The organism is Viridibacillus sp. FSL H8-0110 (assembly GCF_038003565.1).
GTDB classification, from domain to species: domain Bacteria; phylum Bacillota; class Bacilli; order Bacillales_A; family Planococcaceae; genus Viridibacillus; species Viridibacillus arenosi.
The window spans coordinates 447,247-471,954 of the sequence record NZ_JBBOPJ010000001.1; the positions used below are offsets into that span (position 1 = coordinate 447,247).

The following is a 24,708-nucleotide window of genomic DNA, read 5'->3' on the forward strand; positions in this document are numbered from 1 at the left end:
GTGAATTTGTGATGGATATCATGACAGTTTCGAAAATGAAAGTTTATACTAGAACTACAAACAACCAATTAAAATAAAACAGAATCCGTTGTGAGGAGTGAATATATTGAAAACAGTTGTTGTAGTTGGTGGCGGTATAACAGGTCTTACTACTATGCATTATTTACAAAAGGAAAAAGAGGACAAAGGCTTAGATATAGATTTAGTATTGATTGAAAAGAATGACTACTTAGGTGGTAAAATGCACTCAGTAGAAAAAGATGGCTTTATTTTGGAGACGGGTGCAGATTCGATTGTTGCACGTCATTCTAGTGTTATGCCATTAGTAGAAGACTTAGGGTTACAAGATGATCTTGTATATAATGGTACAGGAATTTCGTATATTTACACAAATAATACATTGCACGCGATTCCAGCAGACAGCGTTTTTGGCATTCCTACAAGTGTAGAGTCCCTTGAAAGTAGCTCATTAGTTTCAGCAGAAGGAAAAAAAGAGGCGTTAAAAGATTTAGAAATGCCTAATGAGCATTTCACAAAGAATAGCTCAATCGGTTCTTTCTTAGAGCATTTCTTAGGAAAAGAGCTTGTTGAAAAACAAATCGCTCCAGTGTTATCAGGGGTCTATTCAGGGAAGTTAGACACGCTGACAATGGCTTCAACATTACCGTATTTACTCGAGTATAAAGAGCAGTACGGAAGTATTATTAAAGGGTTTGGCGCACATAAAGAAGAATTTCAAAAAGCGGCAAATAAAAAATTCATATCCTTTAAAAATGGATTATCTTCTTTATTTACCAGTTTTGAAGAGAAGTTAGCAGACGTTACAATTCTAAAAGGCGTTTCAACAAATCATATCGAAAAAAGCGGCGACAAATATAAATTGACATTTGATAATCACGAAGCAATTGAAGCTGATTTTATCGTGTTAACAACACCACATGATGTAACTCAAAAACTATTAAAAGATCCGAATTTGGACGAGGACTTCAACGATTTTAGCAATGCCTCACTAATTACGATGTATTTAGGTTTTAATATTCCCGATAGCCAATTACCTGCAGACGGTACAGGTTTTATCGTTTCTGAAAACAGTGATGTCAAATGTAATGCTTGTACATGGACAAGTCGTAAATGGAGTCATACTTCAAAAGACGGCAAATTACTTGTGCGTTTATTTTATAAAAACTCAAACCCAGATTTTGAAGAAATGAAGCATTCAAGTAAAGAGGAATTAACTGAAATTGCTTTAGAGGATATTGCAAAAAGCTTGAATATAGAAGCAGAGCCTACTGTTGTAGAAGTGACAAAGTGGAATGATTTAATGCCAGTTTACCATCTTGGTCATGGAAAAACAGTAGAAGCTTTATCAACTAAAATGGCCACTGCATATGAAAATGTATTACTTGCAGGTTGTTCTTATTACGGTGTAGGTATTGGCCCTTGTATTAAGAACGGGAAAGAAACAGCAGAATCAATTCTAGCAAAAATACATTAAAAAACAATCAAGGTAGGTAGAAAAGAGCTAAGGGATACCAATTTCATTAGCTCTTTCTTTTTGGGTTAATTTTAACGTTATGTCAAACTGCTTGAAAGTGCTAAGTGAATTGTTACTATTAAAATGAATGAGAAAAGAAGGTGGATAACATGCAGAAAAAGGGAAGTTTGATATTAGGCATTTTCTTGCTAGTAATTGGTTTAGTTTTTATTTTCTATCAGCCTATTATGGGATATTTCATTTCGAATATGTCGAAGGCAACGATTGAGCAACAAGACATAGCGTCAGCAATGAAGAATCTAGATGCGTCATTTGATTTTCAGCAAGTGGATGATTTAAATGTCAAAGATGTTGTAAAGGCACAATTCAATCAAAAAAAACTAAATGCCATTGGAGCTATTAGTGTACCTCAAGTGAATATGCGATTACCTATTTTATATGGTGTATCGAATACAAACTTAGCAATTGGTGCTGGTACGATGAAACGTGAACAAAAGATGGGAAAAGCTAATTATGCCTTAGCGGGTCATAATATGAATAATGGGAAGGCACTCTTTAGTCCTCTTACTAATGCGGAGGAAGGTATGCAAGTTTATGTAACCGACTTTAAAAAAATCTATGAATATAAAATTGATAAAATGCATATTGTACAACCGGAGCAAATTGATGTCATAAATGATTCAAATGAAAAAATGATAACGCTCGTTACATGTAATTATGATGGTTCTAAGCGACTGATTATTCAAGGTGAATTGGTTGAAATAAAAAGTTATGATAAGACATCAGCTAATAAAATTTTTGCAAATAAATAGTCATGAAGAAATGATTGTTGTTTCAACAAGTAATTGCCAAAACTCATCTTTTTTGTTTTGTAGCTAAAATATACTTATAATACAGAGTTTTGCTATAATTCTAAAAACGCTCTTGACGATATTCTTTTCTAGGGTTATGATTCTTTTAATTATTCTAACAATTAAATATATATTTCTTATCAAGAGAAGCTGAGGGACTGGCCCTTTGAAGCTTCAGCAACCAGCCATCTGGTCAGGTGCTAACTCCAGCGGATTTACAGATTGTCCGAAAAGATAAGAAGGAGCGAACATCGTAATCGTCAAGCCTTCTTATCCATAAGAAGGCTTTTTTATGTAGAAAGGAAGGGATTTTAATGGGATTACTTGAAAAATTGCAAACACAAGTGTTAACAGCTGACGGTGCGATGGGCACTTTATTATATTCTTACGGAATTGATTATTGTTATGAGGAATTAAACATTACCAAGCCTGAAGTGATTGAAAATATACACCAACAATATATAAAATCAGGCGCTGACATTATTCAGACTAATACGTATACAGCGAATGCCATTAAATTAGAACGTTATGGTTTAGAGAGCTCTGTAAAGGAGTTTAATGAATCGGCAATCGCCATTGCAAAACATGCTGCAGCACCAGGAGGCCAATTTGTCTTAGGGACAATTGGTGGTATTCGCGGTATTCGTAAAAGTGAAGCGACACTAGCTGAAATCATAGCTGCATTAGATGAGCAAGCGGGGTATCTATTAGCAGGTAATCCGGATGGTTTATTACTAGAGACGTACTATGATTTTGAGGAACTTTCATCTGTAGTGCAACATTTGAGAAAATTGACTGATGTACCAATCATCTCGCAAGTATCAATGCATGAACCAGGTATTTTACAAAATGGCTTATTATTAAATGATGCATTGCACCAATTAGAAGCTTTGGGTGCAGATATTGTTGGAGTAAATTGCCGTTTAGGCCCTCACCATACAATCCAAGCGTTTGAGGATGTAGAATTGCCATCCAAGGCATTCTTATCTGCATATCCAAATGCTAGTTTGCTAGATGTAGAAGATGGCAAAATTGTTTACGAATCAGAGGCTGATTATTTTGGCCGTGCTGGTGTTTTACTACGTGACCAAGGTGTTCGATTAATTGGAGGATGTTGTGGTACGACACCGAAGCATATAGAAGCTGTAAAAAAACGTATTGCTGACCTACCACCAATTGAAAATAAAATTGTAAAGAAGAAAAAAGTAATCGAGATTAAAGAAGCGACTCCTGATCAGCATGAGCCACTTCACGAAAAGGCGAAAAAGGAACGTACAATCATTGTAGAACTCGATACACCTCGCCACCTTGATACCACTGCCTTTATAGAGGGGGCGCAAATACTCAATGAAACAGGTGTTGATGCTGTCACTATGGCTGATAATTCATTGGCATCCCCTCGTATTAGTAACATGGCAATGGGCTCAATTTTGAAAATGCAAAATAATATTCGTTCCCTTGCTCATATTACTTGTCGTGATCGCAATCTCATCGGCTTACAATCGCATTTAATGGGTCTTGATGCATTAGGTATTAATGAGATTTTAGCAGTTACTGGAGACCCTACAAAAGTAGGTGATTTCCCAGGTGCAACTAGTGTTTATGATGTCTCAAGCCTAGAGTTACTTCAATTAATTAAACAGTTGAATGAAGGGATATCATTCTCAGGTAAACCTCTTCGTAAAAAGGCTAATTTCTCTATTGCAGCTGCATTTAATCCTAATGTACGAGTGCTTGATAGAGCCGTAAAAAGATTAGAAAAGAAAATTGAGTGTGGAGCAGATTATTTCATCACACAGCCTGTATATACGAAGGAAAAAATAATAGAGATATATGAAGCTACTAAACATTTAGAAACCCCTATTTTCATAGGAATCATGCCACTAACAGGTATCCGAAATTCAGAGTTTTTACATCATGAAGTACCAGGGATTAAGCTCTCTGATGAAGTACTTGAAAGAATGCGCGCAACGGGTAATGATAAAAATCTTGCAACTGCAGAAGGAATAGCGATTGCTAAGGAATTAATCGATACAGCCGCAGAGTTATTTAATGGTATTTATATCATTACGCCATTTACACGTTACGATATGTCAGTAGAATTGATTCATTATATTCAAGAGCTAGATCAACAGAAAGTAGGAGATCACAACTATGTTAAAACAACCAATTAAAGAACGACTCCAACAACATATTCTTATATTAGACGGTGCAATGGGGACTATGCTCCAAAATGCTAATTTAACTCCCGAGGATTTTGGTGGAGATGAATATGATGGCTGTAATGAATATTTGAATATCACACGACCTGACGTGATCGAAAATGTACACCGTGCTTATTTAGAGGCGGGTTCAGATATTATTAGTACGAATACATTTGGTGGGACTCCTGTTGTATTAAATGAATATGCATTGGGTGATCAAGCGCATGAAATTAACTTATTAGCAGTGCAAATCGCTAAAAAAGTAGCGGATGAATTGTCAACACCTGAATGGCCACGATATGTTGCTGGTGCAATGGGACCAACGACTAAAACCTTATCAGTAACTGGTGGTATTACATTTGATGAGCTATTGTATGACTTTTACGTGCAAGCTAAGGCATTAATTAACGGTGGAGCGGATTTGTTATTACTTGAAACAAGTCAAGATATGCTGAATGTTAAGGCTGGCACTTTAGGTATTAAACAAGCGTTTGAAGAGCTTGATAAAGAACTGCCTGTGATGATCTCGGGAACAATTGAACCTATGGGAACTACTCTGGCAGGGCAAAGTATTGAAGCCTTTTATATTTCAATTGAACATATTAAACCGCTATCAGTCGGGTTGAACTGTGCTACTGGACCTGAATTTATGACAGATCATTTACGCACGCTTTCAGAATTAGCAACAAGCTATGTTAGTTGTTATCCGAATGCAGGTTTACCAGATGAAGAAGGGCATTATCATGAGACTCCGGAATCATTGTCTAAAAAGCTTGAAGGTTTTGCAGATAAAGGCTGGTTGAATATTGTTGGGGGTTGTTGTGGTACCACGCCTGAGCATATTAAATCAATCCGTAAAGTAGTAGAGCATAAGCAGCCTCGTCAAATGCCTGAAACAGCGCATGGTCATGTCGTAGCAGGAATTGAACCGCTTATATATGATGATTCAATGCGCCCGTTATTTGTAGGTGAACGTACAAATGTTATTGGTTCACGAAAATTTAAGCGTTTAATTATAGAAGGTAAATTTGAAGAAGCGGCAGAAATTGCTCGTGCACAGGTGAAAAACGGTGCGCACGTTATGGATATTTGCTTAGCAAACCCTGACCGGGATGAACTTGAAGATATGAAAAACTTCATGACTGAAGTGGTAAAGAAAGTTAAAGTTCCCCTTGTAATCGATTCAACGGATGAAAAGGTAATCGAAGAAGCACTGAAATATTCCCAAGGGAAAGCAATCATTAACTCTATTAATTTAGAGGACGGAGAAGAACGTTATGATGCTGTTTTACCAATAGTGAAAAAATACGGTGCTTCTATCGTTATCGGAACAATTGATGAAAAAGGAATGGCTGTTGACCGCCATAGTAAATTGAAAGTTGCTGAACGTTCTTATGACCTGCTAGTGAATAAATGGGGAATCGCACCGGAAGATATTATTTTCGATCCTCTTGTATTCCCAGTTGGTACGGGAGATGAACAATATATAGGAGCGGCTGAAGAAACGATTGAAGGTATTCGCTTAATCAAAGAAAAAATGCCTCGAGTATTAACTATTTTAGGTGTTAGTAATGTATCGTTTGGTTTACCTCCAGTTGGACGTGAAGTATTAAACGCTGTGTATTTATACCACTGTACACAAGCCGGGCTAGATTACGCTATTGTAAATACAGAGAAATTAGAGCGCTATGCTTCAATTCCAGAAGCTGAGATTAACTTAGCAAATGATTTAATCTATAAAACAAACGACAAGACACTTGCTGATTTCACAGATTTCTATCGTGACAAAAAGAAAGAAAAGACTGAAGATGATATTCCAAAAACAGTACCAGAGCGACTAGCATATTACATTATTGAAGGTACAAAAGAAGGGCTAATCCCTGACTTAGAAGCTGCAATGAATATGTACGATTCACCGTTAGAGATTATTAATGGACCTTTGATGACAGGGATGGCTGAAGTTGGACGTTTGTTCAATGACAACCAATTAATCGTAGCCGAAGTACTACAAAGTGCGGGAGTTATGAAAGCATCAGTATCATTCCTAGAACAGTTCATGGAAAAAAATGAAAATGATACTGGTAAAGGAAAAGTAATATTAGCAACAGTTAAAGGGGATGTACATGATATCGGAAAAAACCTTGTTGATATTATTTTAAGTAATAATGGTTATAAGGTAATTGATGTTGGTATTAAAGTTACACCCCAAGCACTAATTGAAGTTATTAAAAAGGAACATCCAGATATCGTTGGATTATCAGGATTACTCGTAAAATCAGCACAGCAAATGGTCATTACTGCGCAAGATTTCAAGGATGCAGGCATCATTACTCCAATGCTCGTAGGTGGAGCGGCATTATCAAGACGCTTTACAGAAACGAAAATTGCAGCAGAGTACGATGGTCCAGTTATGTATGCAAAAGACGCGATGCATGGGCTTGAGTTAGCTAACAGACTGCAAAGTGATGATAAAGGTGAATTGCTAAATGAGTTAGAAGACGCAATTGAAAAACGTGCAGCATCGGAAGAAAAGCGTGCTGCAAGACCAGCTGTTGCTGTAGCAGAAAAACCAGTTAAAACAGTACGTTCAGATGCACCGATTTTTGTACCGACTGATTTACGACGTCATGTTTTAAAAGACTATTCAGTATCTCATTTGTATCCATATGTGAATATGCGAACATTAATTGGCCATCATTTAGGTTTAAGAGGATATAGTGATGAAATGCTTGAAAAAGGTGACTCTCGAGCAGTTGAGTTATACGAATTAGTAACAGAATTCTTGGAATCAGGTATGTTAAATCCATCAGGCATGTATCAATTCTTCCCTGCACAAGCAGACGGAAATGATGTTGTTATTTATGATCCAGAAGATAGTAAGACCGTTATTGAGCGCTTTACTTTTCCACGACAAAATAAGATGCCGTACTTATGTTTAGCTGATTTCTTGAAAACAGTTGATAGTGGAGAAATGGATTATGTTGCTTTTATGCAAGTAACTGCTGGGCACGGTGTACGTGAGGCTGCAGCACGTTTGAAAGAGCAAGGGAAATTCCTTGAAAGTCATGCATTCCAAGCAACAGCTCTTGAATTAGCAGAAGGTTTTGCAGAACGCATCCATCAAGAAATTCGAGACCAATGGGGATTCCCAGATACCACCGATTTCACTATGCGTGATCGTTTTGCGGCAAAATATCAAGGGCAACGTTTTTCATTTGGCTATCCTGCATGTCCAAATTTAGAAGATCAATCGAAACTCTTTGGTTTGATTAAACCAGAAGATATAGGTGTACATCTTACAGAGGAATTTATGATGTCGCCAGAAGCATCCGTATCAGCAATTGTTTTTGCACATCCTGATGCAAGATATTTCAATGTAGAATAAGAAAAAGCGAGATGGTTTTAAGCCATCTCGCTTTTTGCATTTATTTTAAACAGATTGTAGATGTAATTTCGAGTAAGAAAACAAAATCCATCCTTATCATTTAATGATAAATATTAAACAAAGTAAGCAGTATCAAGTGTATTTTTAATTTTATTACCAAGTATTAAGACTTGCTATATGACAGATGTCATATGTTAATCATGACAACTATATCTACTATCATGTAACTATAAGTTTTAAGATGAGAATATATAAAGCGAAGAAAAGTGAGGGACATCACATGAATAATATAGAAAAGACGAAGCAATTACGTAAGGACGTCGCACCGTTCGCTAAGTCTCATTTGAATAAAAGTATTATGCAAATGGTTAACACTTTGCTACCACTAATAATCTTATGGACAGCAGCGTATCTATTAGTTCCAGTATCTGTTTGGGCATCGGTTGGTTTAAGTATTATCGCAGCAGGTTTTGTAGTTCGTACATTTATTATATTCCATGATTGTACTCACGGGTCATTTTTTAAAAATAAAAAAGCAACAGATATTGTTGGTACATTAACAGGAGTATTAACATTATTTTCTTATGAAAAATGGAAACGTGAACACGCGATTCACCATGCAACAAGCTCAAATTTAGATAAACGTGGTGTTGGTGACATTTGGGTGATGACAATTGAAGAGTACGTTGCAGCATCAAAAATGGAGCGATTCAAATATCGCGCTTACCGTAACCCGCTTGTAATGTTCGGATTTGGACCACTTTATTTAGTATTAATTTCAAGTCGTTTTAATCGTAAAGATGCAAAACGAAAAGAGCGTATGAATACGTATCTTTCAAATATTATTATCTTAGCACTAGCAACTACGATTGTGATGACTGCTGGATGGACTGCATTTTTAATCGTACATGGTACGACGATGTTTGTAGCTGGTTCATTAGGGATTTGGTTATTCTACATTCAACATACATTTGAAGATTCATATTTTGAAGAAGAATCTGAGTGGGATTATGTAAAAGCGGCGATTGAAGGAAGTTCATATTATAAATTGCCACTAGTTTTACAATGGGTAACAGGTAATATTGGTTTCCATCATGTGCATCATTTATCACCACGTGTACCGAATTACTTATTAGAAGAAGCACATGAAAAAGTACCACCACTTCAAAAAGCGACAACAGTAACTATCAAAACAAGTTTAGAATCATTACGTTATAAATTATATGATCCATCACAAAAAGCCTTTGTGACTTTCAAATCTGTACAAAGATTAGTAGATGAACATGATCGCTTGTCAAAAAATCAAGATGTACCTATGAAAAAAGCAAGCTAAGTAAGAAAGACGGTCATTTCTTTAAACAGAGATGGCTGTTTTTGTTTGTATGACATTTGATATAATAGGGGCAATTAGATGGGGCGGTGAATGAATTTATGCTGAGCTGGTTTAGTATTTTCCCGAAGAGTCCTTGGCTAAGTATCTATGCTTGGGTTATTTTCTGTTTACTACCGTTCTTTTTCATATTTAGGTCATCTTCATTTTTAGAAATAGCGATAGGAATTTCAATTTTACTTTTATATTTTGTTTCGTATCGTTTTTCACATAGATCACACAATGGACTAGTGTATATGTGGGTATCCTTTGAAATGTTAATTAATGTTGCGATGACATTACTTTTTGGTTATGTTTATCTATCATTATTTACGGCGTTTTTTATCGGGAATATTCGTAATACTGTAGGATTTTACATTATGTATGGCTTACATATCGCTTTTACAATTGGCGCGATAGTAGCAGGGTTTTTCATTGAAATTGATTTATTTCTTCCTCAAATACACTTTATCATTATTTCGGTTATTGGAACGGTCTTATTACCGTTTAATTTATATAACTGGAATAGGCGTGAAAAGCTTGAAGGGCAACTAGAGTCGGCAAAAGAACGTATTTCTGAGCTTAGTATCTATGAAGAGCGCCAGCGTATCGCACGCGATTTGCATGATACCCTCGGGCAAAAGCTTTCCATGATTGGCTTGAAAAGTGATTTAGCTGCACGTTTAGTGGAAAAGGATCCACAGGCAGCAGTAATGGAATTAAAAGATATTCGCCAAACAGCAAGCATTGCGTTGAAGGAAGTGCGCGAACTTGTCGCAGATATGCGTACAGTGAAGTTACGTGATGAACTTGTCCGTATTCAGCAAATTTTAGATGCAGCTGAAATGGAATTGACGATTGTAGGAGACCCTAATTTTGATAAGGTTCCAACGATTGTAGAGAATGTTCTAAGCATGTGTTTAAAGGAAGCAGTTAATAATATAGTAAAACATAGCGATGGATCGAAATGTGAAATTACATTCGTCCAAAATAATAATGAATTGCAGATTATCATTGCTGATAATGGCGTTGGCCTATCAGCAAGAAAAGAAAAATCAGAAGGTAATGGCTTAAATGGCATGCGAGAACGGTTAGAGTTCGTCAACGGAAATCTGGAAATTACTGAACAAAATGGCACAGTGCTTAATATTACTGTACCTGTCGTCATCACACATCAAAAGGGAAGTGACCAACATGATTAAAATCGTCATAGCTGAAGACCAAGGTATGCTTCTAGGTGCTATGAAATCTTTACTCAATATGGAAGATGATATGGAAGTAGTCGGCATTGGCAAAAATGGTGCTGAAGCTGTCACGCTTGTCGAGGAGCATAATCCTGATATTTGTATTATGGATATTGAAATGCCCTTAAAAACTGGATTAGATGCTGCTGAAGAATTACAAGATCATCCTTGTAAGATTATCATTTTAACTACTTTTGCGCGTCCAGGTTATTTCGAACGCGCTCGTAAAGCGGGTGTGCGTGGTTATTTATTAAAAGACAGCCCCATCGAAGAACTTGTAAATTCTATCCGTGTAATTATGGAAGGCAGACGGCTATATGCACCTGAATTAATCGATATTGTCTATGAAGAGACGATTGAAAATCCGCTCACAGAACGTGAAAGTGAAGTACTTGAGCTAGTAGCGGAGGGTAAAACGACGAAGGAAATAGCGGGGGAGCTTTTTCTTTCGCCCGGTACCGTGCGAAACTATATTTCAACCATCTTAGACAAACTAGAAGTAAGCAATCGAATTGAAGCTATTGCTCGTTTTAAGGAAAAAGGATGGAACAAATAGAGCGAAAGAGTTGGCTAAGCGAGTTTTATATAAATCCATATTGTTAATTAATCAGCATCTCCTTGTGAGGTGTTTTTTTGTTGGGAAAATTGCTAATCGAGGAGATTTGGATGAGTTGAACGGAGGAGCGAGTTGGTTAAATGGAGCCGGAGTGAGTTAAAAAGGCGAGTAGGTTAAAAGAGAGCCGGAGTGAGTCAAAAGATAGCGAGAAGGTTAAAAGCAAGCCCGAGCGAATTAAATAGAAGCCTGAGTAAGTTAAATCAAAATCCAAGTACATCAAATGAAACCCAAGAATCTCTCACAAATGTTTAATTCAATAAAATACAGGACAAGATGAATTGTGAAGACATTCAAGGAGGCAATTTTATGACACATAATGATAATCATATTGAAAAGGAAGATACGCTTACCAATAGACAAGGGCATCCTATTACAAACAATCAAAACTTGAGAACTGTTGGTAATCGTGGGCCTGCTACTTTAGAAAATTATGATTTCCTAGAGAAGATGAGTCATTTTGATAGGGAGCGTACACCCGAACGTGTAGTACATGCTCGTGGAGCAGGGGCACATGGTTATTTTGAAACGTATGGAAAGGTAGGTAATGATCCTGTTTCCAAATATACTAGAGCAAAGGTATTCCAAGATAAAGGGAAGCAAACACCAGTTTTTGTTCGATTCTCGACTGTAATACATGGAAATCATTCACCTGAAACTTTACGTGATCCCCGAGGATTTGCAGTGAAATTTTATACTGAAGATGGTAACTGGGATCTAGTAGGGAATAATATTAAAATCTTCTTTATTCGTGATGCTATGAAATTTCCTGATATGATCCATGCATTTAAGCCAGATCCTATTACGAATATACAAGATGTTGAGCGCTTTTTTGATTTTTGTGCAAGTTCACCAGAATCATTCCATATGGTCACTTTTATCTACTCACCTTGGGGGATTCCTGCAAATTACCGAATGATGCAAGGATCTGGGGTGAATACGTATAAATGGGTGAATAGTGATGGAGAAGCTGTTTTAATCAAATATCACTGGGAACCAAAGCAAGGAATAAAGAATTTGACGCAACAGGAAGCTGAAGAAATCCAAGCGAAGAATTTTAACCATGCTACTCAGGATTTATATGATGCGATAGAAAATGGAGATTATCCAGAATGGGAATTAAATGTTCAAATCATGTCTGATGGAGAACATCCAGAACTCGATTTCGATCCTTTAGATGATACGAAGCTGTGGCCAGAAGATCTATTCCCGTGGCATCCTGTAGGGAAAATGGTATTAAATAAAAATCCTGAAGATTTCTTTGCAGAAGTGGAGCAAGTATCATTTGGAACAGGTGTATTAGTTGATGGACTCGATTTCTCTGATGATAAAATGTTGCAAGGTAGAACATTTTCTTATTCAGACACACAGCGTCATCGTGTCGGAGCAAACTATTTACAACTCCCAATTAATGCGCCGAAGAAACGTGTTGCTACAAACCAAAACGGTGGTCAAATGTTGTATAAGCGTGATTTAGCGCCAGGACAGAATCCGCATATAAATTATGAGCCATCCATGCTTGGTGGCTTGCATGAAGCTAAACAAAACGCAAAAGAGTATACACCCTTTATAGAAGGCAATTTAGTGCATGAATCCATTGATCGACAAAGTAATACGAAACAAGCAGGGGAAACGTATCGTAATTTTGAGGATTGGGAAAAAGATGAGCTTCTAGAAAATCTTATCGGTGATTTATCAAGTTGTGATGAAAAGATCCAAAAGGCAATGATTGCATTAGCAGAGGAAGCCGATGATGACTACGGTCGTAGACTAAAAGAGGGACTGCAAAATGCTGAAAAACACTCGTCTACGCAAAGACCGTTAGCAAATATTGATGGAGATAATGCTCCTGAAGATGCCATTGAAAAAGGGCATGACGCAGAGCCATATTAAAATGAAACGTGAGGATGATAAACCTCACGGTTTTTGCTATTGTTTTCTACTTAAAAAAATAGTCGATTGCCAAAAAAGAAATACAGCAAATTTATTAATATATAAATAAAAAATTGCGCATGCTATAGAAGGTATTTTTTGTCACTGAGTCAAATTGTTGGAATATCCTATTTTTAGGGTATATGCTTTACTTGTTACAAAATTTTAAAATAGAAAAGGAAGTAGACATTAAATGACTATTAAAGTAAAAGCAATAATAGGTTCAACTAGCTCAACTTCAAATAATTTAAAACTTGTAAACTTCATGAAAAAACGCTATGCAAACAAATTGGATATTACACCGGTATTAATTAATGACGTTGAAATGTTCTCAATTGATATTGAAAACAATCCACCAGCTGGTGCAACAGCTTTTAAATCGGATGTTAAAGATTCTGATGCAGTATTATTTGCTGTTCCTGAATATAACTATTCCATTCCAGGTGCATTAAAAAATGCAATTGACTGGTTATCACGTGGTGGTGATTATACAATCAAAGATAAACCAGGGTTCATTGTAGGTTCATCTATGGGTGTTTTAGGTAGTGTTCGTGCTCAAATCCATTTGCGTGAAATCCTTTCAAATCCAGCTTTAGCGCCAGTACTACTGTCAAGGAATGAAGTATATATAGGTGCTGTTCATACGAAGTTAAACGAAGCTGGCGAACTAATAGATGAAAGTACAATTGCATTCCTTGATACGGTAGTAGACAACTTTATTGCTTTTTACGACAAACATACTAAATAAAATATAGCTCCCTAAGTACAATCATTATGACAAAAAGCTTCTACTCTAAGACGTATAGAGAAGAAGCTTTTTTTTGTTAAAATTTTTCCTTCAACATTTGCATGCGATTATTAAACAATGTTGGATAGGACAAAAATCCAAGGAAAATACTCGATACAGCCGCTGTCGTAAGCAAGATGAAAACGATTAGCAATTGAAACTGCACTGCCTGGATAGGGTCAGCTCCAGCAATGATTTGACCACTCATCATGCCTGGAAGTTGTACAAGTCCGATCGTTTTTTGGCTTTCTATCGTTGGAATCATGCTTGCCTTTATCGCACTAATTAATTGATGATGAATAGCCTGTTTTGGTGTTCCACCTAATGATAAAATGAGCTCTACTTGATCACGATGCGCGTGCATTTCAGCTGTGAAACGATTTAAGAATAAAATGGATAGTACCATAGAGTTCCCGATGATCATTCCACTAATTGGAATAATATATTGTGCAGTTGCGGGTACAATGTGGAAGCCTAGTAGTATGGCTTGCGTCAATACTTCAACAGTCAGTAAAGTAACTGCAATTTTCCACGTAATCCCGTCTATAGATTTACCTTTTTTACGTGCGTTTAATGTAGCAGTTCCAATCATCAAAGCGATCATTAAGAAGATATAGATAAAATGATTGGAATCAAAAACAAATTTTAATACATAGCCGACAGCAAGTAACTGGATTATGGAGCGTATAGTAGCAATAAATGTATCTTTTTCTAATCCGAGTTTTAAAGTTTTTGATAAAATTAATGGAATAAGTACGAAAATCAATGTTAAGGATAATGCTAAATAGCTCATTTAATCACCCCTTGTACGAAGCGTCTTACAAGCTCATTTTGAGGGTCCTCTAATAGTTTGCTTTCTCCAGTTTCAATGACTTCACCTTTCATTAAAACCCAAGTATAGTGACCAATTTTTAATGCTTGGTCAAGATTATGTGTAATCCAAATCATCGTCACATTATATTTTTCGTTGATTTTGACGATAAGTTCTTCGATTTCTTTTAATGAAGCACGATCAAGTGCAGATGTAATTTCATCAAGTAACAATATTTCGGATTGATTGACAAGGGTTCTTGCAATCGATACTTTTTGGCGTTGCCCACCTGATAGATCATATGCATCTTTATGTAAAAAGGCGTGTTCCAAACCAACATCATCTAAATATGAAATAGCATCTTCTTCAGTTAGTTTCTTATTTTGCAATGCCAACGGAAGCTCTAAGTTTTCAAAAACTGTGCCTTTGATCATAGGAGCAGCCTGTAATGCCATTCCAACATTTCTACGTAAATCAATTGGATCATAAGTAGTAATGAGCTTATTGTGAATAAAAATTTCGCCAGCAGTAGGGGAGATTAAGCCGTTGCACATTTTGAGTAAAGTAGTCTTACCTGCACCAGAAGGACCAACAAGCGTTGTGATTTTTCCCTTAGGAAAAGATCCTGTAACGTCTTTAATTATTTGAGAGTCGCCAATTTGAAAATCAACATGGCTAAAATGTATGGCGGGATCGTATACAGTATCCATTTGTAAGCCTCCTAAAAAAAGTCTTTACTATAAATGTACCATAGTTCAAGAATAATCTTCTATATAAGAGTCGGTTGAGTATTCAATAGTTAAGCAAGTGACGTTAAACTTTTATAATCAACGTGTCAGATTTTCGATATATTACTTTTACATCCCAACACTACCCTTTCAACTAACAATATTGGGTATATTATAATTACACCAAAAAGTAAGATTTGATATGCTGAGTGCCAATGACCTTTTTGCATCCAACAGAAGAACAAACTATATTAGGGCGTTATATCTTGTTAAGGTGGGAACCAAATGCATCGTATTTTATTACATTATCAATAACAAGACTAGTGAAACAACAAATCTTAATGAAAAAAAGGGGAATATTAGCATGATAAAAGATATTTATTGGACATGTTTTCAATATGAGGATTGGGAAATTTATTTAGCTGCTACAGACCATGGGCTTAGTTATGTAGGCATTAGTATGGATGAGTTAGAAACGATGTCTGCAAAGCGGTTTAAAAAGTATAGCCTAATAGAGTCTGATGAAAAATTAGAAGCATATAAAAAAGAGTTGATCGACTATTTAAAAGGTGTGAAACAGGAATTCGTGATGTCTCTAGATACAGGTGGCACGGAGTTTCAACAAGCTGTTTGGAAAGCATTACAAGGTATACCTTATGGCGAAACAACAACTTACTCAGCCATCGCCAATCAAATAAATAATCCAAAGGCAGTACGAGCTGTAGGTACAGCAATTGGTGCAAATCCAATTCTGATAATCGTACCATGTCATCGTGTTATCGGAAAAGATGGTCAACTTACAGGTTTTCGTAGCGGTATACCGATGAAAAAAGCACTACTTGCATTAGAAAAATAAAGTACATGAGACAAGAAAATGAAGAAATTATTTTACCAAATTGATGCAAAAAAATTGAGTTTCTTCCTATATAAATAGTAACTATAAAATAAATTGATAACGTTTGCGAGATTCTCATATTACCTTTCAAATATTTTATAGTTCACATAACCTAATAATGTCCGTCTGTTTGAAGTTGTCTCGAAAAATAATACGATTCCAATTTTTGTTTGAAAACTCAAATCAATCTAATGTGAAAATCGTTTATTTTATTGGCGTAAATTATATTTTGGCAAAATGAAAAGCCAATTCAAAATTTGATTGAATTGGCTTGAGAATTTGTAAGTTTATTGGTGATGAGGGAAGAGTGGCAATGTCCCTAAGAAAATAATGTCATCCCTTTTAATAGCATCACCTTCTGCTAAAATAGCTGCTTTTGCAACAACTCGACCGCCTGCTTTTGTTACTAGCTCTTCTAATACTTTGATAGACGCCCCAGTGCTAATTACATCATCAATAATTGCAACCCGCTTATATTTTAAAAAGGCTACGTCATGGAAGTCTAAACATAGGATTTGTTTTTCGTCTGTCGTAATGGATTTCACTTCATGAATAAGTGGTTCAAGCATATAAGCTTTTAATGATTTACGCGCTACGACATAACGTGGTAATTTCATACGCTTTGTAAGTTCATACACTAAAGGAATCCCTTTTGCTTCTGCTGTAATGAGTAGATCTACATCAGGTAGCTTTTCGGCAAGGGCAGTAGCTGCTGCATCCACCATCTCTATATCACCTAATAAAACAAAGCTAGCTATAGATAGATTTTCTTTAATTTGAATAATGGGTAAATGTCGCTTTAAACCCACGACATGTAATTCATAAGTTTTCATTGCATAAAATCCTCCGATTTACAAAATGACTAATGAGACAAATTCAAAAAATACCCGATGGCTTATATAAATAGGTCTCTAATAGTCTTTACATTTTCAGATGATTTAAGTCGTAATAATGCGCATCATCAAAAAATAACGTGACACATTCCTTAATATAACAATTTCACGATGACTACCTAGATATTTTCAATACACTTTACTGGAAGTATACGGGATTGTTCGATTCAAAAACAATGTTATCACCTTTAAAACTATTGTTCAAATTAATAGTTGATGGATTACTGAGAAAATTAAGAAATTTACAGTGTAATTAATGAAAAAATATAAGGTTCATGAGATAGAATAACGGTTTTCAAAACATGTTTAACGTTAAATAGTGTATACTATGACTAATTACGATGGTGGAAGAAGGGACTAAGTATGAAGTCGAAATATCCAGATGATAGCTTAGCGCTACATACAGACTTATATCAGATAAACATGGCAGAATCTTATTGGGCAGATGGTATACATAATAGAAAATCAGTGTTTGAGCTGTATTTCAGAAAATTACCATTTGGCAACGGTTTTGCAATTTTTGCTGGTCTAGAAAGAATGCTGGAATATTTACGTGATTTCCGTTTTAGTGAAAGTGATTTAGAGTATTTGCAAAATGATTTAGGTTATAGCGAAGATTTTATAGAATATTTAAGAGATTTACGCTTTACCGGAGATGTATATTCAATGGTTGAAGGTGAATTAGTCTTCGGTAATGAACCGATTGTTCGTATTGAAGCGCCTTTAGTAGAAGCACAATTAGTTGAAACGGCGCTACTAAACATTGTCAATTATCAAACATTGATTGCTACAAAAGCAAGTCGTATTAAGCAAATTGTAAAAGACGATGTAGTAATGGAATTTGGTACACGTCGTGCACAGGAGATGGATGCAGCTATTTGGGGTACACGTGCAGCAATTATTGGTGGGTTGGAATCGACAAGTAATGTGCGAGCAGGTAAATTGTTTAATTTGCCAGTTGCAGGCACTCATGCTCACTCCCTTGTTCAAGCTTATAAAAACGATTACGAGGCGTTTCATGCTTATGCAAGACGTCATAAAGACTGTGTATTTTTAGTTGATACGTATAATACATTAAAATCAGGAGTTCCAACTGCGATCAAAGTAGCAAAAGAACTGGGCGATAAGATTAACTTTATAGGTATTCGCTTAGACAGTGGAGACATTGCATTTTTATCAAAAGCGGCACGTAAAATGTTAGATGACGCTGGATTCCCAAATGCCAAAATCGTTGTATCAAATGATTTAGATGAATATACTATTTTGAACTTAAAAGCTCAAAATGCAATGGTTGATATGTGGGGTATTGGTACAAAACTAATTACTGGTTACGATCAACCTGCTTTAGGTGCAGTGTATAAAATAGTATCCATTGAAAAAGAAAATGGGCAAATGGAAGATACCATTAAAATTTCTGCTAATGCTGAAAAAGTGTCGACACCTGGGATGAAAAAATTATATCGCATCATCGATCGTGAGAATGGTAAAGCAGAGGGTGACTACATTACGATGTTTGATGAGGATCCTCAATTAGAGGAACGTATTAAAATGTTCCATCCTGTGCATACATTCATCTCTAAATTCGTCACTAATTTTGAAGCAAAAAATTTACACACAAAAGTGGTTGAAAATGGACAAGTAATCTACGAAAGTCCTTCTGTACAAGAGATGCGAGAGTACGCAACTGAAAATTTAGAATTATTATGGGATGAATATAAGCGTTCTTTAAATCCAGAGGAATATCCAGTCGATTTAAGCCAAAAATGCTGGGATAATAAAATGCGTAACATTCAAGAAGTGAAAGATATGGTTGAACAAATCGATCTTGGGTAAGGAGGTAAGTAGTATGTCAAATTTACAAAAACAAATTATTGAAGAACTAAGAGTACTACCAATAATCGATGTACAAGAAGAAATTCGTCGTTCAGTAGATTTCCTAAAAGCATACGCACTTAAGCATTCTTTCGTAAAAGGTTTTGTTTTAGGTATATCTGGTGGTCAGGATTCCACTTTGAGTGGTAAACTGGCGCAAATGGCAGTAGATGAACTAAATGCACAAGTTGGTAAAGATCAATATTCTTTTTGGGCAGTGCGTCTTCCATATGGAGTACAATCAGATGAACAGGATTGCCAAGATGCAATTGATTTTATCCAACCGACAAAAGTATATACTGTAAATATTAAGGCAGCTGTAGATGCTGGTGTACAAGCTTTGGCTGATGCGGGAGTTGTACTTTCTGATTTTGTAAAAGGGAATGAAAAAGCACGCGAACGTATGAAAGTTCACTTTGCAATTGCAGCAACAAATGCTGGGATTGTCATTGGGACAGACCATGCGGCAGAAGCCATTACCGGGTTCTATACTAAGTTCGGTGATGGCGGGGCAGATGTTGTACCGATATTCCGCTTAAACAAGCGCCAAGGTAGAGCGTTACTTGAGGAGCTTGGATGTCCGAAACATTTGTACGAAAAGACACCAACAGCAGATTTAGAAGAAGAGCGTCCTTCATTACCCGATGAAGTTGCGTTAGGTGTGAAATATGATCAAATTGATGATTATTTGGAAGGTAAAGAAATTCCTGATGAGGCTCGTAAAGTCTTAGAAGGACATTACTTACGTTCGCAACATAAACGCCACCTACCAATAACTGTGTATGATGATTTTTGGAAGTAATTAAATAACATAGATGAGCCGAATCCCGAAGTGGGGATTCGGTTTTTTTGTATTTCTTTAACCGAAGGACGTGAATTGGTGAAAGATATTATAAACAAATAAACAAACAATTAATTAATAAAACAGATACCTGTTATCATTTGAAAATTTAGCTCTAAAGTAGATTTTAAAATTATGAAGAAAAAGGGGGTTAGTAAAGAGCTTTAAGGAGCAATAATATAAGGAACTAAACAGATGAATTGAGCTAAAAGTTGTTCTACTCTGTGATTTGTTAAAGGTTTGTAATCAAACGAAATACAATGGACATGGTATAATAAGTCCAATTATATAAAAAGACTCGGTTCATAAGACTTATTTTTTTGGTCTAATGGCTTAAAACGATAGACTTTGTAAAGTGGAGGTTCAATTGATGGAAACACAAGAAAAGCTTCAAGAGGTCGTACGTAATATTGAAAAAGTTATGATAGGTAAAAAACATATTGCTGAATTGAGTGTAGTATCATTACTTGCTCAAGGGCATGTTTTATTAGAGGATGTACCTGGTGTTGGTAAAACGATGATGGTACGTGCTTTAGCAAAATCAGTAGGAGCGCAATTTAAACGTATACAATTTACACCGGATCTATTGCCTTCGGATGTTCTGGGTGTATCCATTTATAACCCAAAAGATATGGAATTCCATTTTCGACCAGGGCCAATCATGGGCAATATCGTATTGGCTGATGAAATTAATCGTACTTCTCCGAAAACGCAAGCTGCTTTACTTGAAGGTATGGAAGAGGCTGCTGTGACAATCGATGGTGAAACATATAGTATACCAAAACCTTTTTTTGTAATGGCAACACAAAATCCGATTGAATATGAGGGTACCTATCCATTGCCAGAAGCACAACTCGATCGATTTTTGTTAAAGATGAAAATGGGTTATCCATCTTATGATGATGAAATTGAAGTACTGCGTCGTGCTGAACAAGGAAAGCCAATCGATTTTTTAACATCTGTCATTACATTAGAAGAGTTAATTACTTTGCAACAACAGGTGAAAGATGTTTTTGTTGATGAAGTTGTGAAAGGTTATATTGTTGATTTATCTCGTGCAACGAGAGAAAACCAATATGTATATTTGGGTGTTAGTCCACGAGGCTCGATTGCATTGATGAAAGCTTCGCAAGCATATGCATTACTTCGTGGTCGTAGTTTTGTAACACCTGATGATGTTCAGTTTTTAGCACCATTTGTATTCTCACACCGTATAATGCTAAGGCCTGAAGCTCGTTATGATGGAGTTTCACCTGAAGAAATTATTGGACGCATTTTAATTAATACAGTTGTGCCCATTAAAAGGTCTGCAAATCAATGACAATAAGTAGGTTACGATATGTTTCAGGGAGAATCCTACGCCTGATGCTAGTCGTTTTGCTACTGCTTAGTACTTTAGCATTTAGCATCATAGAAGGCGGTTTTGTAATCTGGTTTGTCTTTTTCATGTTACTTCCTTTCTCAACGTACTCATTGCTGTTATTTTTTACACCTTTAAAAAAAATGAAAATAGAGCGTAGTATTGAACAGGAATATATGAGAAATGGTGATTCATTGAAGATGACAATGACTCTAAAACGCAATAATAGATGGCCTATTGTATATGCAGTTATTCGTGAAGCGATGCCAAGTGAAGCATTGGTAAATGCAACGACGCAACCAATGCAAAGGTTATTGTTAATTGGATTTAAAAAGGAAGTTAAGTGGACGTATGAGATTGAAGAAATACCGCGGGGGGAGCACTTTTTACAAGGCGTTGAAATAACAGTAAGTGATTTCTTTGGATGGATTAAAAAAACGCAAATCATCCCTGCGAAACGTACGGTTGTTGTGTATCCAAATGTGACGAAAATGATTTTCAGACCACTTGATATGAGCATGCAAACAGGAACTGGACCGGTATCTTCCACAATTGTACGAGATACGACGATGGTATCAGGGTTGCGCGAGTATCAATCTGGAGACCGGATGTCTTGGGTTCACTGGAAGACATTTGCGAAAACGGGAGAGCTTCGGACGAAAGAATTTGAAGATCAACAATCACAAGATTTATGCCTTGTGCTAGATTGTTCTCCATCAGCATTATTTGAAGAGCAAGTTGAGTTTGTTGCCTCTATCTTAAATGCAAGTGTTCGTCAGCAAATTACGATGGCGTTTTTGTCGGCAGGTAGAAATCGTGTGCTTTTTGAAGCTACGCAAACAGAAAGCCAATTGCAAGAGGTGATGTTCCATTTGGCGAGTGTACAAGATGATTTGGGAGATTCAGTCAATCATTTGTATGAACAAGATCGTACGTTAGCGAATGCGGCTCAAATTCTTTTTGTGACAAGTGAGCTTACAACAGAGTGGCTTGATATTTTAACAAAGGTATCAAGGTCATCTCGTGCCTGTGTATGTTTTGTTATTCGAAGTAAAGGACAAGTCATGTCTACCCAAGAGCAGGCTATGGAGAAATTGGCTCGTACACGTGGGATAAGAGTTATTACGATTGCTAAGGAACAATTTACAGAAGCTTTTACGGGGGTGTTGAAATGACACATCATCCTATTAAGCGAATGATAGGATTAGTGGCACTCTATATAGTGATTTTCTTCATGTTAAGAGAATGGCTTCTGCCCATAGTGAATTTGACCAATACTGGTCATTTAAACTTATTCTTATTATTCGTAGGTATCTGTTTACTGGCGAATATAGTCCATTTAAATGGTTGGATATCGGCCATTATAAAATCTGCCTATATACTCTGGTTTTTAATGTACGTTTATACAGGAACGAAAGTATTTTCAATTGAGAGTGTACTAACATTAAGCAGTGATCTTCAAAATAGTTGGTTAGCATTGATGCAAAAAGATTGGAACGGTGTGGAGAATTCATTTCGAAGTATCTTATTCTTTATCTTACTTTGGATGACAATTTATCTAATTCACTATTGGATAACGGTGAAGCATACTATTATTCATTTCTTATTCGTAACAATTATATTTTTAGTATTGTTAGATACTTTTAGTGAATATAATGCAAAGTTTGCCATTATAAGAGTTATGTTTTTAGGATTACTTTTACTAGGAACTTTATATGCTAATCATTTATTTGAGACAAATGCTGTAGAAAGGAAAGATATAAAGTATATCTCTGTCCTAGTTCCGTTAGCAGTTATGCTTATTGCGAGTACTGTATTTGCCTATGCGATACCTAAAAAAGGCCCGATGGTAACTTTACCAAAATCACTTTCTACTCTAATGGACCAACAAGGTAAAGGCAGTTCTGCTATTGGGAAAATTGGTTATGTTGAGGATGATAAAAAGCTAGGCGGACCATTTAAAATGGATGCTCGAATCGTCTTTAATGCAAAGGCTGATAGTAATCAATATTGGAGAATTGAAACAAAGGATATTTATACTTCTAAGGGATGGGAACGTAAAAAGGGTGATGTCTATGTCGAAGCTTTTAATCAAAATGAGAACATTCCTTTAAGTATTAAACCAGGAAGTAAAATGGATCAAACTACTGCAGAAATTGAAATGAAGAAAGATTTCAAATTCATTATGCAGACATATGGTTTAATGAAAGTTGGTAATGTAGATCCAGGAGTGTCTTTCTACCGAGAAATAGACGGTGAAAAAATTCGCTCTTTAAAGGGCGAAGATGAAATTGCGTTAGAAGCGTATACGATATCTTATAGTTCACCAAAATATAGTTTGAAGGCACTCAAGAAAACAAATGTAAACGATTTGGATAAGTTATCGAAGGATTATAATACTTATTTGCAATTACCTAAAACACTGCCGAAGCGAGTAAGAAAACTTTCAAAAGACATTACGAAAGATGAAAAGAGCTTATATGGTAAGGCTAATGCAATTGTAGATTATTTTAAATATAACGATTATGTCTATAGCCGTGATAAAGTGGCGATTCCAGGGAAAAATGACGATTATGTAGATCAATTTTTGTTCGATACAAAAATGGGTTATTGTGATAATTTCTCAAGCTCTATGGTTGTCATGTTGCGTTCTATTGGTATTCCAGCGCGCTGGGTAAAAGGTTTTTCTGAAGGTGAAGAAGTACAGAATGTTGCAGGCCAACAGAAGGAATTTGTCATCACAAATAATAATGCCCATTCATGGGTAGAAGCATATTTACCTGGAATAGGCTGGATGTCTTTTGAACCTACTATAGGCTTTGAAGGTTTTGATAATGTGTTAGATGATGTGAAAAATCAACAAGAACCTACACCAATCAATCCTAAAAAAGAAGACAAAGAAGAAAAGCAAAAACAACAAAAAGTTGATAAGAAGAAAGAAGAAAAAACAAAAGAAGAAAAGCAGAAGCAAGAAAAAGATGAAAAAAAGGCTCAAAAATCAAAAAAAGCAGAACCTGTAATGAGTAAGAAGTTTACAATGGTGATAGCGATAATTATAGGAGCTTTGATAGTACTATCTTTAATTCTAGTATTATTGCGTAGAAAGTGGATACCAAAAGCAATAATTACTTTTTATCGTATGAAAAAACCTGAGAATATTTCTTTAGACCATGCTTACCATCAATTATTAAAACAATTAGAGCATGCTGGTTTGAAAAAGGGGAATGGGCAGACCTTGCAAGACTATGCAAATTATGTAGATGAACGATTAAGTACAACGCATATGAGTAAAATAACTGCTTTATATGAGCAACAAATTTATAGTAATAATTACGCTCAATGGGATTGGTTAGATATTAAAGAAAGTTGGGAATATTTAATCAATCGTACAAGCGGTTGATTTTAAGTGTTACAACATGTAAAATTGA

The 24,708-nt window shown here is 35.9% G+C and carries 18 protein-coding genes and 1 riboswitch; of the genes, 15 read left to right on the forward strand and 3 right to left on the reverse strand.

Annotated elements, in window-relative coordinates:
* The first annotated feature begins 106 nt into the window (after positions 1-106).
* The 9 genes from MHH98_RS02285 (at position 107) to MHH98_RS02325 (ending at position 13,841) form a co-directional block, all read left to right on the forward strand.
* Entirely contained in the window at positions 107-1,495 is a 1,389-nt protein-coding gene (locus tag MHH98_RS02285) for a protoporphyrinogen oxidase (protein WP_340712206.1), read from the forward strand.
* A gap of 149 nt (positions 1,496-1,644) precedes the next feature.
* Positions 1,645-2,307 carry a class A sortase gene (locus MHH98_RS02290; protein WP_340712207.1) on the forward strand — a complete coding sequence of 221 codons (663 nt, stop codon included), beginning with the start codon at positions 1,645-1,647 and terminating at the stop codon, positions 2,305-2,307.
* 173 nt (positions 2,308-2,480) lie between these two features.
* Positions 2,481-2,587, forward strand: a riboswitch (SAM riboswitch).
* Between the two features lie 73 nt (positions 2,588-2,660).
* Positions 2,661-4,520: a bifunctional homocysteine S-methyltransferase/methylenetetrahydrofolate reductase gene (locus MHH98_RS02295; RefSeq protein ID WP_038179393.1), complete on the forward strand. Its 1,860-nt coding sequence runs from the start codon at positions 2,661-2,663 to the stop codon at positions 4,518-4,520.
* Positions 4,501-7,935 (forward strand): methionine synthase, encoded by a 3,435-nt coding sequence (metH, locus tag MHH98_RS02300; protein WP_038179384.1) that lies wholly within the window; start codon positions 4,501-4,503, stop codon positions 7,933-7,935. Before MHH98_RS02295 ends, metH begins: the two co-directional genes overlap by 20 nt.
* 280 nt (positions 7,936-8,215) lie before the next feature.
* The gene (locus MHH98_RS02305; RefSeq protein ID WP_076035271.1) at positions 8,216-9,268 is read left to right on the forward strand and encodes a fatty acid desaturase; all 1,053 of its coding nucleotides are present in this window, start codon (positions 8,216-8,218) and stop codon (positions 9,266-9,268) included.
* A 98-nt stretch (positions 9,269-9,366) separates the two neighbouring features.
* Entirely contained in the window at positions 9,367-10,506 is a 1,140-nt protein-coding gene (locus MHH98_RS02310; protein WP_076035270.1) for a sensor histidine kinase, read from the forward strand.
* Complete coding sequence (locus MHH98_RS02315) at positions 10,499-11,104, forward strand: response regulator transcription factor (protein ID WP_038179381.1); 606 nt, start codon at positions 10,499-10,501, stop codon at positions 11,102-11,104. The genes MHH98_RS02310 and MHH98_RS02315 overlap by 8 nt, the downstream gene beginning before the upstream one ends.
* A gap of 333 nt (positions 11,105-11,437) precedes the next feature.
* Positions 11,438-13,054, forward strand: a complete 1,617-nt coding sequence (locus MHH98_RS02320; protein WP_445684002.1) for a catalase — start codon at positions 11,438-11,440, stop codon at positions 13,052-13,054.
* Between the two features lie 232 nt (positions 13,055-13,286).
* Positions 13,287-13,841, forward strand: a complete 555-nt coding sequence (locus MHH98_RS02325) for an NADPH-dependent FMN reductase (RefSeq protein ID WP_340712208.1) — start codon at positions 13,287-13,289, stop codon at positions 13,839-13,841.
* A gap of 76 nt (positions 13,842-13,917) precedes the next feature.
* Here the strand turns inward: MHH98_RS02325 and MHH98_RS02330 are convergent, their stop codons facing one another.
* Positions 13,918-14,673 (reverse strand): ABC transporter permease, encoded by a 756-nt coding sequence (locus tag MHH98_RS02330; protein ID WP_038179377.1) that lies wholly within the window; start codon positions 14,671-14,673, stop codon positions 13,918-13,920.
* Complete coding sequence (locus MHH98_RS02335; protein WP_038179375.1) at positions 14,670-15,401, reverse strand: ABC transporter ATP-binding protein; 732 nt, start codon at positions 15,399-15,401, stop codon at positions 14,670-14,672. Before MHH98_RS02335 ends, MHH98_RS02330 begins: the two co-directional genes overlap by 4 nt.
* 382 nt (positions 15,402-15,783) lie before the next feature.
* On the opposite strand from MHH98_RS02335, the gene MHH98_RS02340 reads away from it, so the two are divergent.
* Positions 15,784-16,275 (forward strand): methylated-DNA--[protein]-cysteine S-methyltransferase, encoded by a 492-nt coding sequence (locus MHH98_RS02340; protein ID WP_038179373.1) that lies wholly within the window; start codon positions 15,784-15,786, stop codon positions 16,273-16,275.
* 326 nt (positions 16,276-16,601) lie between these two features.
* On the opposite strand, the gene MHH98_RS02345 is transcribed toward MHH98_RS02340, so the two are convergent.
* A complete protein-coding gene (locus MHH98_RS02345) occupies positions 16,602-17,147 on the reverse strand; it encodes a phosphoribosyltransferase family protein (RefSeq protein WP_038179372.1) in 546 nt (181 codons plus the stop codon).
* 423 nt (positions 17,148-17,570) lie between these two features.
* On the opposite strand from MHH98_RS02345, the gene MHH98_RS02350 reads away from it, so the two are divergent.
* The 5 genes from MHH98_RS02350 to MHH98_RS02370 all read left to right on the forward strand — a co-directional run bounded on the left by MHH98_RS02350 (position 17,571) and on the right by MHH98_RS02370 (position 24,680).
* Positions 17,571-19,040, forward strand: coding sequence for a nicotinate phosphoribosyltransferase (locus MHH98_RS02350; protein WP_340712209.1), 1,470 nt, complete (start codon positions 17,571-17,573; stop codon positions 19,038-19,040).
* A 13-nt stretch (positions 19,041-19,053) separates the two neighbouring features.
* Entirely contained in the window at positions 19,054-19,881 is an 828-nt protein-coding gene (gene nadE, locus MHH98_RS02355) for an ammonia-dependent NAD(+) synthetase (protein WP_340712210.1), read from the forward strand.
* Between the two features lie 409 nt (positions 19,882-20,290).
* Positions 20,291-21,241, forward strand: coding sequence for an AAA family ATPase (locus MHH98_RS02360; RefSeq protein WP_038179365.1), 951 nt, complete (start codon positions 20,291-20,293; stop codon positions 21,239-21,241).
* A 44-nt stretch (positions 21,242-21,285) separates the two neighbouring features.
* Positions 21,286-22,455: a DUF58 domain-containing protein gene (locus MHH98_RS02365; RefSeq protein WP_076035268.1), complete on the forward strand. Its 1,170-nt coding sequence runs from the start codon at positions 21,286-21,288 to the stop codon at positions 22,453-22,455.
* Positions 22,452-24,680: a DUF4129 domain-containing transglutaminase family protein gene (locus MHH98_RS02370; protein WP_340712211.1), complete on the forward strand. Its 2,229-nt coding sequence runs from the start codon at positions 22,452-22,454 to the stop codon at positions 24,678-24,680. The genes MHH98_RS02365 and MHH98_RS02370 overlap by 4 nt, the downstream gene beginning before the upstream one ends.
* Positions 24,681-24,708: the final 28 nt, after the last annotated feature.